Below are 16950 nucleotides of genomic sequence, written 5' to 3'. Positions count from 1 at the left end.
ATGTTTTATCTCCTTGAATATGCTGGAGATACAATGTCTTTTTGCCAATTATGTTCCAAAAGTGAATAGATATGCGCCAAAAAGGACAGAAAACATCGAAAACAGGACGGTGATCATTACTTAAAATTCTAGAGTCTTTATTTTATTATTTCATTTTTTTGTAAAAACAGCGCGTCTTCTAAAATTTTAGTTTTTTTATATTGCACTTATGATTAAAAGAATGCTTCAATTATTCAAAATAAATATCAAAAGTATTCAATTCAAAAAGCTATGAGAGATAAAAGAGAAGGAAGAAACATTAGTGTTCTAAGCTGTTTTTCCTTCTCTTATTGCTCTATATCAAAACGATGCTCGAAAAATTATTTCAATCTTTTAAGTAAAAGCTCCCAACACCAAGAAGGCAGATTCAAAATTTTTGAGGCAATGTCTGACAATTTTAAGATTATATCCAAAATTGACTTTTTTGTTGTGTTTTCAGTTTTGGGATGAGATGCAATATGCATATGTTCTGATGGACTATTTTGTATGAAGGTACCGTAATTTATAATGTTCATTTGAATCGGTGTATTAGAAGGGTTATGCACTGTTATTGGTGTATAGTCGCTAAAGATTTCTTCTTTTATGTTTTTTATATCCTTTGTTTCAAATATATCTTTATACAAACTGTTTTTGCATTTTTCCAACATGGTGTTGCTGAAAATACAGACATTCATTATTTTTCCCATGAGTGTTTTTATTTTATGGATAAAACTTTCGACATAGCTTGTGAATGGATTTTTCAAAGTCATTTTAATATCGTTACTGATGCTGATTATTTTGTCGAGCGCTTTTTTTACTGAGGAGTCCAAAATATCTTTGATATTTGAAAAGTCATGCTCATCAAGTTTGTTGATCATATCATAAGACCATCCCGAAAGACAGGCAATCATTTCTATTGTTTGCTTGATCCCTTCCTTTTTGCTTATTTCTCTTAAGTCTTTAACTTTTGCACGTCGTAAACTAATCTCTGTATATGTTTTTCCTTCAACTGTAAGGGGTATCAGTAATGGGACGCGTGTTATTTCTATTATGCACATTCACAGCTCTTATGAGTCAATTAAATAAAAATATATTAAATTACAGTATTATATTTATCAATATGTTATACAGTTTTTTAATTTTTTATCTTAAGTAAAAAGTTTCATGCAATGAGCAAAGTATATTTGTTTTTTTGCAGGGGTGTCATTATACTCTATGAGCTGTTAGACCTAAATTCTTTACAATAAAGGTTTATGTTGATAGGCTTTTCAAGCTATTGTTGTGTTAGAAGTGGGCTTTGTACGGTCGTAATTTTGGAGTAGAGCCGTCAATAGACCGTTTTTCTTCCTTGAATTTTGTAGATTCATTTCACTCGATATTGTATGAGAATACCATTGTTGTCGCGGAGAAGGTATGTAATATCAGTGCATTTTGTCTATGATGTTTCTGAAAAAGGTTGATGTGTGTTATAGCAAGATGTGTGTACAGGAAAGCTTATTTAGGGAATAACTTTTTGTCCCATGAAGTCCGTAAAACAAAACGCTGTCTATAAGAAAAATAATATTTTTACAAAGTAAAATAATAACACTTTTAATAATTATTATTTGTATGTATAAGCATAAAATATAATTATATTTGTTATATTTAATTAAATACTATTTAATCTCTAACTAAAAGTGTGATTTTCTTTATGATTCATAAATATACATTACCATTCATTATACTTATTGTATGTTTATCGACGGGGGGATTGATTTCTACCGACATTTTTTTACCAGCACTGGGAGAGATGCGTCAATATTATCAAGTGACACAATCTCAAATTCAGAGTGCAGTGGCAGTTTTTTTGTTGGCATTGGCACTTGGACAGCTCATTTATGGGCCGCTGAGTGATAATTTTGGGCGTAAAAAAACACTTCTATTGGGCTTATTCTTGTGGTTATTTACAACATTTGGTGCGATTTATACGGTTCATATTCACGCTTTTCTTGTGTTACGTTTTTTGCAAGGTCTTGGTGCTTGTGCGGGACTTGTCTTAAGTCGTGCAATTATCAATGATTTGTTAGATAAAAAAGCAGCCGGAAAACTTTATTTGATTGTTTTCCCTTTTATTGGAATGTCACCAGCACTTGCACCTTTCATTGGTGGACTTTTGATACAAGCTTTTCATTGGCAGGCAACTTTTATCTTTTTAAGCTTTTTTATATTTTTGACCATTTTGCTGTGTTGTTTTGTGCTAACGGAAACTCTGCCCCCTCAAAAACGGCAGCATTTTTCTCCTGTAGGATTGATGAAGGCATATTTAGGCGTTTTTAGAAATAAACAATTTATTTTTTATGCACTTATTCCGTGTTTTTCTTACATAGCTTATTTTGCTTATATTGTGGAATCGCCTTTTTTACTCACGACTTTGGGTCTATCACCAATACACATTAGTTATAGCTACATTGGTGTCTCATTGCCCTATATTTTGGGAAATCTTTTGGCGCGATGGTTTTTTGAACGCGAGTCTATGGAAAAGACTGTCTGTCGAGGATACATTATTTTTGTTATAGGAGGCGTGCTCTTTGCTGTGCAAATGTATCTAAGCCCATGGCCCCTTGTGACAAGTTTTTTGGCTATTGCTGTTCTGACTTTTGGTAATGGTTTTTTATTGCCGTTAGGAACAGCGTTGGCTATTTCATCGCATCCGAAAGCTGCGGGAGCGGCTTCTGGTGTTATGGGATCTTTGCAATTAGGAAGTGCGGCGCTAAGTGCAGCGGTTATCGGAAAAATCTCTGGTCATAGCCCACGGGCTATGGCCACTTTGTTAGCTGTGTGTTGTATGATTGGTTTTATCATTTATATTCAAAAAGCGCGTCATTTTATGACCTCAGAAATGAGCTGAGTGAAATGATAAAAAGAAAGCATTATGCGGAAATGCTTTTGATGTTTTACACAAATGGGGCACCTGTACATTAGATGAATTTTTTTTATTAAGTTATTGGATTGAATGGGTTTAAAATTTGTTACAAGCTTAGTTTGAGTTTAACAAATCGATTATGATGGGGGGGAGTATGAGCCTAGAGTTTCAACATATTTTCATTATATTGGGTGGGAAAAGTTTTGGCTCTAATGCATGTTTTAAAATAAGGGGAGGAATTGATTAATGAGCCTTCCTATTATTATTCTTTCTCCTGTAATGCCAATTTGGGATGGTGGTGTTTTTTGTTCTCCATTGACAAAGCTATGCTTATCAAAAGGATTCCCTGTCACTCTGCTGGATACGCTTTCTCTTTTTCCTAAGAATTCTCATGTTCTCAATCATTCTGCTGTAGATATTTTATCTTTTATAGAAGAAAAACTTAAAAGCTATTTTAAAGAGCCCGCAGTGCTTGTGGGATTTTCTATGGCTGGAATGTTGGCACAAATATTGGCAGCACGGCTTCCCAATGTTCAAGCTGTGCTTGCTGTGAATGCACCTGGCTATCCTGATAAGGTTTTGCAACGGCGCCTTGGAGATATTCTTGTTTACTTAGAAAATAATGATTTATCAGGAGCTTTGGAAATACTCAATGGTTTTATGCATCCTTCTGGCATTATGAAAAAAAGAGTTTTATTGGAGGCTCCTGATCAACAAAAAAGCGTGGCAATTGAACGCATGACAAGAGGCTTTAAACTCTTATTGGCGATGGATGCTAGAGATGAAATAGTTAAGTATAAGGGGAAGTTTTTAGCTTTAGTGGGAGAAAAGTCACAACTTGCAACGGTAGATAATCAGACGAAAAGTCCTTGTTTCAATCATGAATATAAGATCATCTCTGGTGCTGGTACGCGTTTGTGGGAGGATAATCCTGTTATGACGGATACAGTCATTGATGAATGGATGGAGGGATTATGAAAAAGAAAGTTCTTGTATTACCTGGTGATGGGATAGGACCAGAGGTTTGTGATGCTGCGCTGATGGTCTTAGAGCAATTTCAATTGCCAATAGAGTTTACTTATGGTGATATTGGTTTTGAATGTTGGAAACAGGAAGGAGATCCTGTCCCTCAAGCAACTTGGCAAAAAATTACTCAGAGTGATGCGATTTTACTTGGAGCTGTGACCAGTAAAGGAAAAGAAGCGGCTTTAAAAGAACTTGAACCGCATTTAAAAGAGCAAAACCTTGCCTATGTTTCTCCTGTACTTCAGCTTCGCCAAAAATTAGGGTTGTTTGCAAATATACGCCCTATAAGATACATCTTTGGTCCGAAAAAACCTTTTCATTTTTATGTTATCAGAGAAAATAGTGAAGGTCTTTATGCTGGATTGGATTTTCGGGGTATCACTCCTGAAGCAGCCGCTTGGTTAAGACATCCCAATTTGACAAAATATGGGCTTGAGGAAGCTGCGTGGACAGTCCGTTTGCAGACACGCTTTGGTTTAGAGCGGTTATTTGAATACGCTTTTTCTTATGCAAGAAAATATGGCGTGAGGCGAGTTACTTTTGCTGATAAGCCCAATGTTATGCGAGAAAGTGGACAATTTTCGCGAGAAATTTTTGAGAAAATTGCGCAAAACTATCCGGAAATTGAAGCAGATATTCATAATGTTGATGCAGTTGCTTTGTGGATTGTAACGAAGCCAGAGCAGTTTGGCGTGATTGTTGCTGAAAATATGTTTGGCAATATTCTCTCTGATCTTGGCTCTGGAGTAATGGGAGGATTGGGGCTTGCACCTAGTGCAAATGTGGGGAGCGAGATTGCTTATTTTGAACCTGTTCATGGAAGCGCACTACGTATTGCTGGACAAAATAAAGCAAATCCTTCTGCGATGCTTTATACCACGGCTTTACTCTTAGAACATTTAGGCTTTAAAGATGCAGCAAAACAACTGTCTGAGAGTGTTGATCAGGTTATTCGTGCTGGAAAAACTGTATCTTACGATCTAGGAGGTGTAGCCTCTACCCGTCAAATGGCTGAAGCTGTTCGCAATTCTCTCATGAAACCTGTCTCTATTTGTCATGCGGCAATTATTACTATTGGTGATGAACTCCTTTCAGGACAATATTTGAATACGAATTTACAAGATCTAAGCCAAAGCTTAAACAAGAGAAATATTCAAGTCACACGTCATTTTGTTTGTGCTGATCAATTACAGCAAATCAGTGAAACTGTTGTTTCTTGTCTTGGACAAGAAGATCTTATCATTATCAGTGGGGGATTGGGACCAACATCAGATGACATAACACGTGATGCGGTTGCAAAAGCCGTGCAGCAGCCTTTGGTACATCATGAAGATGTTTGGCAAACAATAAAAGGTCAATTACAACGATTAGGGATTACGGCGGATAAGAGTAATGCGCGTCAAGCATTGTTTCCTGAGACAGCAACCGTGCTTGATAATCCTACGGGTACAGCACCAGGGTTTTATCTCTCTTGCGATGGAAGTACGCTTGTTGTTTTGCCTGGTCCACCATCACAGGCTCTTGCGCTTTTAGAGAATTATTTAGAACACAATGAGAAGAAATATTCTTCTGTATCGCGTGCGAGGTATGCATGGACTTTGATTGGAATTGATGAAAGTACCATTGCGCAGTGGGTTGATTGTCATCTTGAAAATGAGCCATTTGAACGGCATTTTTTATGGAAAAGTCCCTATGTTCTTGTGCAGCTGATTGGTCAATCAGAAGCGCCCTTGGAACAACATTTCGTGGAAGAATTTGAAAATCATTTTCACCCCTATTTGGTTGGTGCAGAAGTGACTACTACTTGTAAACAATTAGCGATGCATGCAGAGGTTCATTGGTCTTCCAATGATCCGCAGCTTTTAAAATATTTTCAACCCATAGAAAAAAGTACAAAAAATATTCCAAATCTTGAGGTTGAAGTGAGCCTATCACCTTCTATCGAGACATTAGAAAATCAAGAAGAAAGCCTTGGACATGCCACGATGACTATACGGATGAAAGGTTATGACGATGATCGTGTAACTTTTCCCTATACGCGACCACTTTTAGGTGTCGTCTTACAAGAATATGCAGCTTGGTTGGTTTTAAAAAGATATTTGCAAACTGAGAAAAGCAAATGAACCTCTATGGGGACGTAAAAATATTGCTCAAATTATTGAACGTTCTATTATAAGAAGTATTTTTATCCTTTTCTTAGGTGGTTTTTATCTATAGATTAATTTTTCTTTTGATGTGTAATTAAATGACTTTGATTGATTCAAGATTAAGAAAAACTTTACTATATTAGGCTCGCTGCATTCAATATTTATAAATGATTAATTATTATTATAAATCAATATGTTATCTTTAATAGAGCCTATGACAAGGAATCCAGGGGCTTCGTGTGCCTCAAGCGTTGTAAATAATTAAGATTCTTTGTAAATCAAAAAGTGATGTTGTGAAAAGACAAGAAGTCGTGTCATTTACAGGAAAGCTTTGCAAATTTTATTGAAAAATACGTCCAGTTTATTGGAATATGTGCCATTCAGTTATCTGATAATAAATTGTTGTAAAGAGCTCATAAAATTTTTCCTATAAGTTTTGTGTGATTGCGCGATAGTTGGGAGTTCGCTTCCGAGGGGCGATATTTTTCAATTTGATAACAGGAAAAACTATTTTTTCTGTAAGACGTGAAAATTTAAGGAGTGATCATTTTATGCTTTTGTTTTTCTTTTGATTGGTAATTTTTAGGAATTTGTTTGAGGAAAATATTTAATGCGGTGTGTTGGTGAATGTGGTTAAAAACATTTTACGCGTGTGTGTGGGAAAAATAAAAATGTGTCTTAATTGTTGATAAGAGTGTCAATGTTTTTGATGAACAAATTTTAGGCGTAATTCTTAATATCTAGATAGGAAGTTCGTTGCAAATTTTTTAACAATTTGTGTCCTATTTGTTGTGGTGCGCAGTGGTCTTTTTAAGCAAAAAAGAAAGGGCTTTTATGTATCAGATTGATTACAACAGTTATCGTTCTGTCAAGAGTTTTAATCGTCGCGTTCGTTTTCTCGTCATGCATTATACGGCTCTTGATTTTAAATCCTCGGTTATGGCGCTTACAGGAGAAAAGGTTAGTGCACACTATCTTGTTCCTGATCCTTCAGAGCAGACATATCGTGAGGCAGGCTTTACGGACATGCGTATTTTTAATCTGGTCGATGAAAATGAGCGTGCTTGGCATGCGGGTGTGAGTTCATGGACTGGGCATAGTCATCTCAATGATGCATCTATCGGGATTGAAATCGTTAATTTAGCGACTGGTCATTCTGAGTCTCCAGAAGAGACAGTTGATTTTATGGCTTATCATGATGAGGGGAGTATATTTCCTCCTTATAATCCAATACAAATTGATGCCGTTAAGGAGCTTGCATTGAATATTCTTCAACGGTATCCCGATATTATGCCAACTGATGTTGTGGGACATAGTGATATTGCCATTGGAAGGAAAAGTGATCCAGGAGCAGCTTTTCCATGGAGAGAACTTTATAGGGCAGGTATAGGAGCATGGTATGATGATGAACTAAAAAGTCATTATCAAGAGCAATTCTCTAAGAATTTTCCATCCAAAGAAGATGTTTTGGCGAAGCTAAAATGTTATGGATATGACATTTCTGCTGCGTGTACCCAAACAGGATACAAAGATTTGATCCGAGCATTTCAACTTCATTTTCGTCAAGAAAATTATGATGGGATTCTAGATGTTGAAACAGCAGCAATTCTTTATGCATTGGTTGATAAGTATTTTCCGTGAATTCAATGCTTTTTAATTGAAAATATGATTACGTGTAAGCCTTTTTCTTATCAAGAGAGGCTTCTTTTTGCCAATGGGCTTTATGTAAAAAAGAGCATTAATCGTGTAAAAAATCCCATGTACGGTATAAGGCGTTTTATGGAAACATAACTCTACAGAAAGCTCTGTGATTTGCAGAGATTAAATTTTACTGTTTCTTTGTCTTATATTTTTCTTCCTTTAAAAACGAGTAAAGTCAAGATGTTGCGTATATGATGGCATGTTCCTTACGCAAGATAAAACGCTTCAATCAAAATGGTCTTGTATTGTATATTTACATGCTTGTTTTAAAGAAATGTCTTTTAGTCTGTATCACAACACATATTTTACAGCGACGTTCATAAAGAATATAATCTAAAATCCTCTATGAAGTGTATTCTCATTTTTATGCTTAATAAAAGTGCCTAGCACCATTATATACTTTGCCAGATCTCAATGTTACTACAGCCCTTGGAACTTAAAACGATGCATAAAAGGATTTTCTTTACTTGTTTTTTTCACATGGCTCTCTCCATTTGTCATGTACAAGTGAAAGGTTTTGGTTAATTCAACATGCAAAATAATAGATTATCATTATAAATCAATGTGATGCAGATTCAAAAAAAGGTGGGTCGTTTACAGATTGCTACTGATAGGAGTCTCTATTCTTTAGAAGGGGAAGAGGTCAATTCATTTTTTGAAGACATATCTATTTTCTCTTTTATTGCTTTGGAGGATATTTTCATCGTTTTGACAACATGTTTCTTGATGATTAAGTTTTTTAATGCGAGGCAGTGTTGTAAAATGTTGTGTTTTAGGATGTTAATAGAAGACACATTCATGCATATAAAAAACACAATGATGTCTTGTTTTTTCAATATTTTATCTGTTCAGTGTAGAATTTATCTGAGAAGATCATGAGCTGAATTAACAAAGGTGAAAAGTAAATTACCAAGAAAGACCAATTTGGTAATAAAGCAAAGGTATTTGTTCACCTTTAAAGGGCACGCAAGAGATTGTTTGAATTGATGTGTAAGCACCGCCTACGCAGTGTTCTTATCAAGCACATTAGGTTAATTTTCTGAGAATATTTTTGTGAAAGTCAGTAATTTTTGTCAAAAAGACAAGAAAATAAGTATCAAGAAAGATGCTCATGATGTTTGATTGCAAAAATAAAAACTGGCAACTTATGTTGCCAGTTTTTAAAATCTTTAGCTTAAATAGGATTAGAATGAACGCTGTAAACGGATCATACCTTGAAAAGCACTTTTTTTATTGAATAAATGTTTTTCATCATTATTTTTATCCGTCACAATGCGATCATCATTCCAATTAACATAGGTTAATTCAGGTGTAATTACAAATCCTGGAACCAGCGTATATGCAATATTTACAGAAGTTGCAAAAGTTTTTACAGCACTATAAGAAACCTGTGCATTTAAATTTGCCTTTGGAGTGAGTTTGTAAGTGGCACCTGCCCAAGCAGCCCATTTACCGCCCCAGTTTGCATAAATCGTTGTGCTTTTTCGTGATAACTCATCATTTTCATTTACTGTGTAGTAATCAAGGCCATTTTTATAACCAGCCATTACCCATAGATTGAAACGATCATTGATATTGAAATCTGCACGTACTTTTCCAGCCCACTTTTTGTAGTAAGTATCATATGCTGCAACCGCTGAAAAACCACCCCATTTTTGCATAAACTTTATACCCAAAACCACATTCGGGGTGTAATTTTTAATTGCTTTACTTGGAAGAGGAGTATCCTTCGTGATAGAAACAAGCTTATCATCTTTATCAATATAGTATCCTGTTGTTCCAGGAAGAGAATCTGAATTATTGCCTAATTCAGCTCCGATAATAGCAGAAAAGCCGGAGTCACCATTAAAGGTGTAGGAAATAAAATTGGTGCGTGTTGTGCCGGCAGGTGCTATGCTATCATCATTGAGAACATTTCCATAATCACCAGTCCAGCTGTTGAAAATTGTGTCATCAAGACCTACGCGAAAACCACCCAGTTCAATGTAAGCGGCTGAAAGCCTTGCACCAGCGCTGTCTCTACCATCACCCCAGCTTGAGAAAATTCTTGCATATGAACGGAGTGTTCCCATTTCTGTTTCAGAAGCTGCTTGAAAAACAAGGGTGAGCCGTGATGATGCGCCATAGGTTTTTCTTTTGTCTCTAAGTTCAGTTTCGCTTGTTGCATCGATATTATCACCGCCTATAAAATCAGCACGAACATTTCCTGATAAACGTATGCAGGTATCTGTTCCAGGGATATAAAAATATCCTTTTCCGTAGGCATCACAAACGCGAATATATTCTACAGGTTCGGGTTCGGCGATAACTGTTGAAGCAGCATGTACTCCAGAAATTGCTAAAAAAGCTGCTGTAGAGCTTAAAAAGAGGGATTTAATATTCATATAAGATCTCCGAGGTCCGTTTAATCTTCTTCTAAAGAGTATCATTCACCTAACGCATTAAGGACAAAGACATAAATAAAATACGCGGCACTTGTTACCTTAGCTATACTAATCTTTTTAGAGTTTCAAATATGAAATTACCTTTTTGTAATGTATACATGTACTATTCGAGATAATGTGGTAAAAAAGACACAATTTTTGTTTTGTTAACTTTTTATCCCTATGGGCTCAGTAGGAGAAAAATTTCAGATATTTGGGAAAAAAGTCGAAAATGTCTTGAACTTTCTGTTGATACCATTTATGCCTCTCTGTCGGAGAGGTGGCCGAGTGGTCGAAGGCGCTCCCCTGCTAAGGGAGTAGGGCTCAAAAGGCTCTCGAGAGTTCGAATCTCTTCCTCTCCGCCATCTATTATTATAAAAGTAGTCGATTGTGTGTGGGAATTTTATTTTCAGTAATTTGTGCCCATTTGCTTTTCTACTAATCCCAATTTTGTGAAGCTTTTTAATTGCTTTTCTTGCTAGACGTTTTCTATCGGCTGTTTTGGTATAGAGTGGTGCTATTTTATCTTTCTTCCATCTAAATTTATTTGCGAAATTGTAATACCTGCGTTAGTAGCGCGTGTGGTTGCTCATTTTCTTAATTCCTGTGTTTATTTTTTATTTTATGTTTCATGAAACAAGTTACAAAAACTTTTTTTCTAATGGCGTAAACTAAAGCAAAACCAATGGGGGATGTTTTAAGCGCAATATGTTTTACGTAAATCGCTATGCCAATTTATATTAAAGGAAATATGATCAGTTGTGGAAAAAAATATCCCGAGAAAGATGGGTTTGTTTCAAAAGTTCTCATGCTTTTGTTGATAAAGGAAAGCGAATCTCTGTTGTAGCATCACATTGACGTTGCATATTTTTTAGCTAAGGATTGCTTATTTATTTTTATGGACATAGGGAGCAGCACGAACATTTGTAAGAATAAGCGGCCGTAAAGCTAGATATGTTACGGATTTTGTTCCAAAAAGTGTTTTTGACTTCTCTATATCGTTCCAATTGTTTGGTGGCACATTTATTATCTTATGACGTTGTTTTGCTAAGCTTTTGCTTTATCCGTTATGTCAGCTTTTATATATCAAATAGGGGAGAAAATATTGTATATATTTGCTAACGAGTCATTTCTAAAAACGGAAGAATCTTTTTAATTTTGAAAAAATATAAAAGCGGAAAAGGTGGAAGTTATCTCCTATTTCTATCATCATCTTATTAATTCAGTTTTATAATTTTCATAAATCTCTATGGTCGTGTCTTTTAAATAATGAAGATTATGTGTCTTACGCTTTTGTTTATCCCGTTGGGATTATGCCTCTCATATAAAAAGAATATTCTAAACACAAATATACTTGTGTTGCCAATTTATGCACTTGTGTTAAAGAGATATCTCTTAATGTGTATAAGCCTATTTTGCGACGGCACCTCTTAAATGGTATAAAATGCAAAAGTTTCTGTGAGGCATATAAAGTCTTATAGAGCCACACCATTTGTATACTTATGAAGATGCCACGAGGCATATTATACACCTGCTTCCATGTTGTGATAGACTTTGATTATGGGAGTTCATCAGAGGCATTTTTCTTTTCTAAATTGTTTTTATTTATACGGCTTTCTCCACGTATGATGTGCAAGCAATGATTTTGATTGTTTCAACCATAAAAACAGATTTTAAAAGAAAGGATCTTACAATATTCGAGTTTGCTATATTATGATTATAAATCAACATATTGCTTTATAATTTCATTGTATGTTGAAAGTTGGATGTGGCAATGCTCTCAAAAACGTATAGATCTCTTTTAGAAGAAAACATTGTGGGTGATAATTTTAAAAATTTTCCTCTCATAGAGACTTGTGAGAGTGTTTCATCCATCTCATGACAACCAAACCACACATGAAAAAAGTAATGGTCGGTAATATTAGGTAGTAAGATGGAGAAACTTTTGCAGGAAGAAAAGAAATAATACTTAATACTGTAATTGAAAATATTCTTCCGCTAAAAGATACAGCACCAACAATACCGGAAATATGCTGCGTTTGTTTTTGGTTAAGTTCTGAGAAAAATAAGCTTTTGGCCCCTATCGGTACAGTGCAAATAAATCCATGGATTAAAGAGAAGGCGATGACTGATGCAGCAGTTTGATGGCTATGAACTGAAAAATAGAGCGCTATGCACATCAGCGCAGAAAAGAAGGAAAAATATTTTATAGAATTCTTATATTTTTTATCAAGAACATGATACTTAGACATCAGTAAATTTGAAAAATATTGTGCTGAAAAGGCTCCAATATGGCAGCACATCAAGACGAGCATTTGCGAACCGTTGAGGTGATTAATTTTCCCCCCTGAAAGTATTATCGGTTGCCAGAAATGATAAATAATTTGAATACCAGCGCTAAAAAGGCACATGAGGAAAATAAACCATGCGCCTCCTACTGTATTTTGAAAGATCCAAAGCGTTTCCTTGGCATTGTGCAAGATTGTTTTTGTTTTGGATGTTTCAATTGTCGTTTTCTTTTCTTCAGGAACAATAAGGAATATCAAAAAAATAAATCCCATCATGAGGCATGAGATGATATATCCCATAAAATATTGTCCAGAGTAATAGATCGTTCCAATTCCTATAATCCCACTGAGAATACTTCCGAAAGAGTTAACTTGGTGGTAGAGATGAGCATAATGCGAAAAGTGATCCTGTTTATCGCCTAGAGAATGGTAAATCCATCCGTCAATGGCGCTGACAATGATGCAAATGCTCGCTGCATAGAGAATTTGCGCAATAATAAGTGCCGTCATATTGGGAGCTTGAAGGCATAGAAGATAAAATATTCCTGTCATAAAGACCCCAGCCATAACGGAATATTTACGTCGATATCTGTCAGATAAAACAGCGCAGGGAAAATCAAGCAGCAGGATGGTGGTGGAAAAGACAACCTGAAGCAGAGCTAATTGCGCCAGACTAACTCCCATGGACATTAAAAAAATAGCATGGTAAACGCCGATCAGCATGCGGACAGCATTATAGGATCCATAGTTGAGAGCAAGGGTGCGAGGTCTGTTCATTGTGTTGTTCCACAAACCTTACAGTGAGGATTTTTCTTTAGAGAACGCTCTTCTGTGAAAAGTTGGCTGCTCCATATCCCCACACGGCGATCCGTGGAAAGAAGGCTTCCATAACCACCCAAAAATTTAAGAGCATCATTAGCACACATGGCAGCTGAAAGTGCATTAACAGGGGGAAATGTAGCAACTTTGAAGTTATTATTAACCATAATACAAGCTTCATAAATAAGATGATCACTTTTTGCCGGAAGATTGCCTATAGACGAGCTACATGCGTAACAACCAGTTTTCTTAAGTATGTAAAATGGACCAAAGACAGCTATATCATTAACATAACCGGAATTTATATAGGCTTGTTTATTTTTCACACACCATTCATTGATCCATAGGCCTAGCTGAACAGGTGAATCAGCAGAAATGATCCATAAATCAGCTTTGGGTAATTTGTTGATATCCTCTTTTTCAGTAATCAACATTTGTAATTCATGAACTTCAATTTGGCTGTTTCTCCGCATCAGCTCACGTTTAAGAACTGTTGTTTTCGGAAGACCGATATCTTCTTCAGTAAAAAGAATTTGTCTGGTAAGGTTGGTCATCTCGATCACATCATTGTCAACAAGAGTCAATTTTCTAACGCCAGAGGATGCAAGCATTGCTGATACATGATTACCAATCCCACCACCCCCTAAAATGACGACACTTTTTTGCAAAAGAGTATGCTGAACAGAGGTTGGATGCATACCATAACATTTGATAATGGAGATGACTTCTGGAATACCGATTATTGAGGATATTGTCTGATGTTTCAGCTTTGACAAGAAAATGGTTAGAAACAAGAAAATCAAACGCACGGTCAAAATTTTCTTTTAACATGATTAATGATAGTGAATTGTAAACTTCATCTACTGTCTTTTTTTTGATCCATTGTGCCGCAATAAGCACTAAGTTCTCCCAAAAATTTTTATCATTGATAATAAACTGCTTTGAACCTGCACCAAAAATAGCATCCTCTTCACGAACAACAATATGTGTGTATTTTCCTAAAATATATTGTTGTTTCATTTATCCTCCCCACTTGTAGAGCAAACCAACTTTTCCCTGAAAAATAATTTCAGGTAAATTTCTTTAGTTATTACTTACATTCTGTATGATCTATGATTTCCTCCTCGTTATTGATGTTTTCATTATTCACCACATTACATGGGAGGAGGATCCTATATAAAATATTATTATTGTAAATGCATTTTTATGATGTAAAGTAAATATTCCTACATCAAATATTAATGAGCGTACATTGAGAAAAGAACGCATCTCATCAGTTTAAAACTCTATGATCTTTATTAACTTAAAAGTAATAGCATAAAATATAATATAAAAAATGAATAAATTTGAATTTATGTAAAAACACAAACTTTTTTATTGCTGCTACGGATAAAACAAACAAATCTATATTATAAAGTAGTTGATCACTACATTGATTGTGGTTATCCGTTTTGTATACGCATCATTTTATAATTGTTAGTATATTTATTAATCAAAATGTTATTTTTGAAGTAATTATAATATCCTATTAAAATATTTTAAAGTCACCTATAAAGTGATTAAATTGCTCCTATAGAGATATAAAGCTAGACAGAAAAATCTATGACTATTTTATTGAATAAATTAGTTTTTATAGCTTTATTTTGTTTGTTGAGTATTTAATTTGTGTACAATTTATCCCTTTTTATTTTTATCATAGATTATTCTAAATAGATTTAATAAATTTCATTATTAATTTTTCAATACAAATTTAATTGTTTATTTTAATTTATTGCATACGAGCAAATAAAAAATGTTTACAAAAAAAGTTCTGTTGAGGGAAGGCTTATTGCTTATCATATTTTTGCTAATATATCTTTTATCTACCTCGCATGGCTATACGGGTATAGATAAATTATTTTGTTCCCAAGTTGTTAAGGAACGTGATGATGCGGTTCAGAAGTTGGATTCAGCAAAGTTTGAAAAAGACAATGCGGAGAGAGGATGGAACGATACAATGCAAATATTGGGGGTGGCGGTAGAGGACTTGAAGAGAATAGCTTTTGAACAGCAGGCACTCTATTTTGCATTGCTGAAAAATATGCCAAATAACAAGCAACTGACTTATAAATATGAAATAACGCAAAAGCGGAATGCTGCAATTTTTGAACGGCTCGAGAAGGTTTTTACTTTATTTGAGCATGTTGAGAAAAGAACAGAGGCTTTTCGAGAATTAAATGAAGCAAATAAGCTTAAGGATCAGTCTCAATCATTATATTATTTAGAAGTGATTTCTAAACATCATGAACATATTGATAAATTAAATCAAGAGATTAAAAGGATCGATCACGAAGTTGATAATTTAAATAACAGGCTTCAAAGTCTGAGGAAAATATTTCGATAAGAAACGAAAAGTTATTCATTTAGAAGACACGCTTTAGCAACGAGATAAAGCTCTTACAGCACAAAGGAGGAAAGAAAAGTGACGGCTCTTATGGTACTTTGCGTATCACGAAGGATGAACTCATTCTCTCCCATGGGGAAAACCAAATCCATTTGAGTGAAAAAGGTTTGGTGCTTTCTCATCAATCAACCCGTGTTGAATTAACGGGTAGTGTGCACATTCAAGCAGAAGATTTGCAGCACAATCAAAAATCTGTTGGCGCAAGCCACAAACACGGTGGGGTCAAAATGGGTCCCTCCACAACCTCTTACCCCCTTTAAAGGAGTTTATCATGCGTGAGAACACTTATGTTATTTTAACCAATGCCGATTTTGTTGCTGGTCAACGTTCACTGGGCAAAGGTGAAGAAATTTGTTTAAGTGAGGAAGCGGCTAAATATCCGTTGTTGCTTGGTCAGATCGCTGAAAAACCAGCCCCTGTTGTTTCTGCGCCCCCAACTGTTTCTACCACGAAGACAACGAAGGGTGCTTAAAGCATGCGGTGTGGGATAAGCGAAAAGGATGGCTCTCTCTTATATGGTTGGGCACATTGCCAACAGTCACTTCGTAAATGTCTGACGACAAGAATTGGGACACGGGTTTTGCGTCGTCATTATGGATGTGATGTTGGAGCATTCCAAGATGCCAATGCTGATCCTGCGACGATGATGCAGCTTTATCAAGCAATTGTTGAAGCACTCGATGATCCAGAGTGTGGAGAGCCTGGGTTTTCGTTGCAGAGGATTGATCTGACAAAAGCAACGCGTGAAGGTACATTCCATTTTGTTTTAACGGGTGTTTTTTATCCCGATGGGCATTTGGGAGATTGGTCACACCAAGAGCCAATGAGCATCAATTTAGAGGTTGGTGATGACAGAGTTTGAACCTTTATCCATTCTACAATTTCCTTGGCCACAAATTCCCCCTCCACAACTTCCTTTGCCACAAATTATTGAAGAGCTTTCTGTTGAAGCAATTTTAGAGCAAAAGATCACGCGTTTGACTGAGCTTTTTGCGGCGCATCATATCCCTTATAATGTGGAAAAGACGGCTTATGATCCGGTTGTCATTCAATTGCAAACGGCGGCTTATGAAGAGTTGCTGTTGCGCCAGCGAATTAATGAAGTAGCGCGGGATAATTTACTCACATTTGCGCGTGGAACAAGTTTAGATCATTTGGGGGATTTTCATGGGGTCACGCGCCT

13 protein-coding genes, 1 tRNA gene and 2 pseudogenes are annotated in these 16950 nt (G+C 35.7%); 10 read left to right on the top strand and 6 right to left on the bottom strand.

Annotated elements, in window-relative coordinates; all coding sequences use genetic code 11:
* Nucleotides 1–359: 359 nt before the first annotated feature.
* The gene (locus tag ACFIKB_RS08275) at nt 360–1076 is read right to left on the bottom strand and encodes a phage tail assembly protein (RefSeq protein ID WP_375653259.1); all 717 of its coding nucleotides are present in this window, start codon (nt 1074–1076) and stop codon (nt 360–362) included.
* A 632-nt stretch (nt 1077–1708) separates the two neighbouring features.
* On the opposite strand from ACFIKB_RS08275, the gene ACFIKB_RS08270 reads away from it, so the two are divergent.
* From ACFIKB_RS08270 to ACFIKB_RS08255, 4 genes are all read left to right on the top strand, one after another.
* Complete coding sequence (locus ACFIKB_RS08270) at nt 1709–2905, top strand: multidrug effflux MFS transporter (protein WP_375636617.1); 1197 nt, start codon at nt 1709–1711, stop codon at nt 2903–2905.
* A 261-nt stretch (nt 2906–3166) separates the two neighbouring features.
* On the top strand, nt 3167–3898 hold the full coding sequence (locus ACFIKB_RS08265) for an alpha/beta fold hydrolase (RefSeq protein WP_375653257.1): 732 nt from the start codon (nt 3167–3169) through the stop codon (nt 3896–3898).
* A complete protein-coding gene (locus ACFIKB_RS08260) occupies nt 3895–6069 on the top strand; it encodes an isocitrate/isopropylmalate family dehydrogenase (RefSeq protein WP_375653254.1) in 2175 nt (724 codons plus the stop codon). The genes ACFIKB_RS08265 and ACFIKB_RS08260 overlap by 4 nt, the downstream gene beginning before the upstream one ends.
* An 858-nt stretch (nt 6070–6927) precedes the next feature.
* On the top strand, nt 6928–7734 hold the full coding sequence (locus ACFIKB_RS08255) for an N-acetylmuramoyl-L-alanine amidase (protein WP_375636611.1): 807 nt from the start codon (nt 6928–6930) through the stop codon (nt 7732–7734).
* Between the two features lie 1244 nt (nt 7735–8978).
* On the opposite strand, the gene ACFIKB_RS08250 is transcribed toward ACFIKB_RS08255, so the two are convergent.
* Entirely contained in the window at nt 8979–10178 is a 1200-nt protein-coding gene (locus tag ACFIKB_RS08250; protein ID WP_375636609.1) for a porin, read from the bottom strand.
* A 313-nt stretch (nt 10179–10491) separates the two neighbouring features.
* Here ACFIKB_RS08250 and ACFIKB_RS08245 point away from each other — a divergent pair.
* Nucleotides 10492–10582: transfer RNA gene (locus tag ACFIKB_RS08245), tRNA-Ser, on the top strand.
* Nucleotides 10583–10666: 84 nt separating this feature from the next.
* Here ACFIKB_RS08245 and ACFIKB_RS08240 read toward each other — a convergent pair.
* The 4 genes and pseudogenes from ACFIKB_RS08240 to ACFIKB_RS08225 form a co-directional block, all read right to left on the bottom strand.
* A pseudogene (locus tag ACFIKB_RS08240) lies at nt 10667–10806 on the bottom strand (integrase); the annotation flags it as partial.
* A 1255-nt stretch (nt 10807–12061) separates the two neighbouring features.
* Nucleotides 12062–13282, bottom strand: a complete 1221-nt coding sequence (locus tag ACFIKB_RS08235; RefSeq protein WP_375636607.1) for an MFS transporter — start codon at nt 13280–13282, stop codon at nt 12062–12064.
* Nucleotides 13279–13992, bottom strand: a complete 714-nt coding sequence (locus ACFIKB_RS08230; protein WP_375636606.1) for a ThiF family adenylyltransferase — start codon at nt 13990–13992, stop codon at nt 13279–13281. Before ACFIKB_RS08230 ends, ACFIKB_RS08235 begins: the two co-directional genes overlap by 4 nt.
* Nucleotides 13949–14344: a hypothetical protein gene (locus ACFIKB_RS08225; protein WP_375636604.1), complete on the bottom strand. Its 396-nt coding sequence runs from the start codon at nt 14342–14344 to the stop codon at nt 13949–13951. Before ACFIKB_RS08225 ends, ACFIKB_RS08230 begins: the two co-directional genes overlap by 44 nt.
* Before the next feature lie 772 nt (nt 14345–15116).
* Here ACFIKB_RS08225 and ACFIKB_RS08220 point away from each other — a divergent pair.
* The 5 genes and pseudogenes from ACFIKB_RS08220 to ACFIKB_RS08200 all read left to right on the top strand — a co-directional run.
* The gene (locus ACFIKB_RS08220; RefSeq protein ID WP_375636603.1) at nt 15117–15707 is read left to right on the top strand and encodes a hypothetical protein; all 591 of its coding nucleotides are present in this window, start codon (nt 15117–15119) and stop codon (nt 15705–15707) included.
* A 98-nt stretch (nt 15708–15805) separates the two neighbouring features.
* Nucleotides 15806–16027, top strand: a complete 222-nt coding sequence (locus tag ACFIKB_RS08215) for a hypothetical protein (RefSeq protein ID WP_375653252.1) — start codon at nt 15806–15808, stop codon at nt 16025–16027.
* Between the two features lie 11 nt (nt 16028–16038).
* Nucleotides 16039–16239 (top strand): hypothetical protein, encoded by a 201-nt coding sequence (locus tag ACFIKB_RS08210; protein WP_375653251.1) that lies wholly within the window; start codon nt 16039–16041, stop codon nt 16237–16239.
* Between the two features lie 3 nt (nt 16240–16242).
* Nucleotides 16243–16629 carry a GPW/gp25 family protein gene (locus ACFIKB_RS08205; RefSeq protein WP_375653248.1) on the top strand — a complete coding sequence of 129 codons (387 nt, stop codon included), beginning with the start codon at nt 16243–16245 and terminating at the stop codon, nt 16627–16629.
* A pseudogene (locus tag ACFIKB_RS08200) lies at nt 16616–16950 on the top strand (baseplate assembly protein); the annotation flags it as partial. The gene ACFIKB_RS08205 and the pseudogene ACFIKB_RS08200, both read left to right, overlap by 14 nt.

Origin of the sequence: Bartonella sp. MR110HLJHH (assembly GCF_042194225.1) — a bacterium.
Classification (GTDB): domain Bacteria; phylum Pseudomonadota; class Alphaproteobacteria; order Rhizobiales; family Rhizobiaceae; genus Bartonella; species Bartonella grahamii.
The sequence above is the reverse complement of the archived record's forward strand: the minus strand, read 5'-3'. Positions and strand labels throughout refer to the sequence as shown.

Excerpts from the sequence above, each read along its gene's own strand:
- ACFIKB_RS08275 (WP_375653259.1), bottom strand. The coding sequence starts at position 1,076 with ATGTGCATAATAGAAATAACACGCGTCCCATTACTGATACCCCTTACA.
- ACFIKB_RS08270 (WP_375636617.1), top strand. The coding sequence starts at position 1,709 with ATGATTCATAAATATACATTACCATTCATTATACTTATTGTATGTTTA.
- ACFIKB_RS08265 (WP_375653257.1), top strand. The coding sequence starts at position 3,167 with ATGAGCCTTCCTATTATTATTCTTTCTCCTGTAATGCCAATTTGGGAT.
- ACFIKB_RS08260 (WP_375653254.1), top strand. The coding sequence starts at position 3,895 with ATGAAAAAGAAAGTTCTTGTATTACCTGGTGATGGGATAGGACCAGAG.
- ACFIKB_RS08255 (WP_375636611.1), top strand. The coding sequence starts at position 6,928 with ATGTATCAGATTGATTACAACAGTTATCGTTCTGTCAAGAGTTTTAAT.
- ACFIKB_RS08250 (WP_375636609.1), bottom strand. The coding sequence starts at position 10,178 with ATGAATATTAAATCCCTCTTTTTAAGCTCTACAGCAGCTTTTTTAGCA.
- ACFIKB_RS08235 (WP_375636607.1), bottom strand. The coding sequence starts at position 13,282 with ATGAACAGACCTCGCACCCTTGCTCTCAACTATGGATCCTATAATGCT.
- ACFIKB_RS08225 (WP_375636604.1), bottom strand. The coding sequence starts at position 14,344 with ATGAAACAACAATATATTTTAGGAAAATACACACATATTGTTGTTCGT.
- ACFIKB_RS08220 (WP_375636603.1), top strand. The coding sequence starts at position 15,117 with ATGTTTACAAAAAAAGTTCTGTTGAGGGAAGGCTTATTGCTTATCATA.
- ACFIKB_RS08210 (WP_375653251.1), top strand. The coding sequence starts at position 16,039 with ATGCGTGAGAACACTTATGTTATTTTAACCAATGCCGATTTTGTTGCT.
- ACFIKB_RS08205 (WP_375653248.1), top strand. The coding sequence starts at position 16,243 with ATGCGGTGTGGGATAAGCGAAAAGGATGGCTCTCTCTTATATGGTTGG.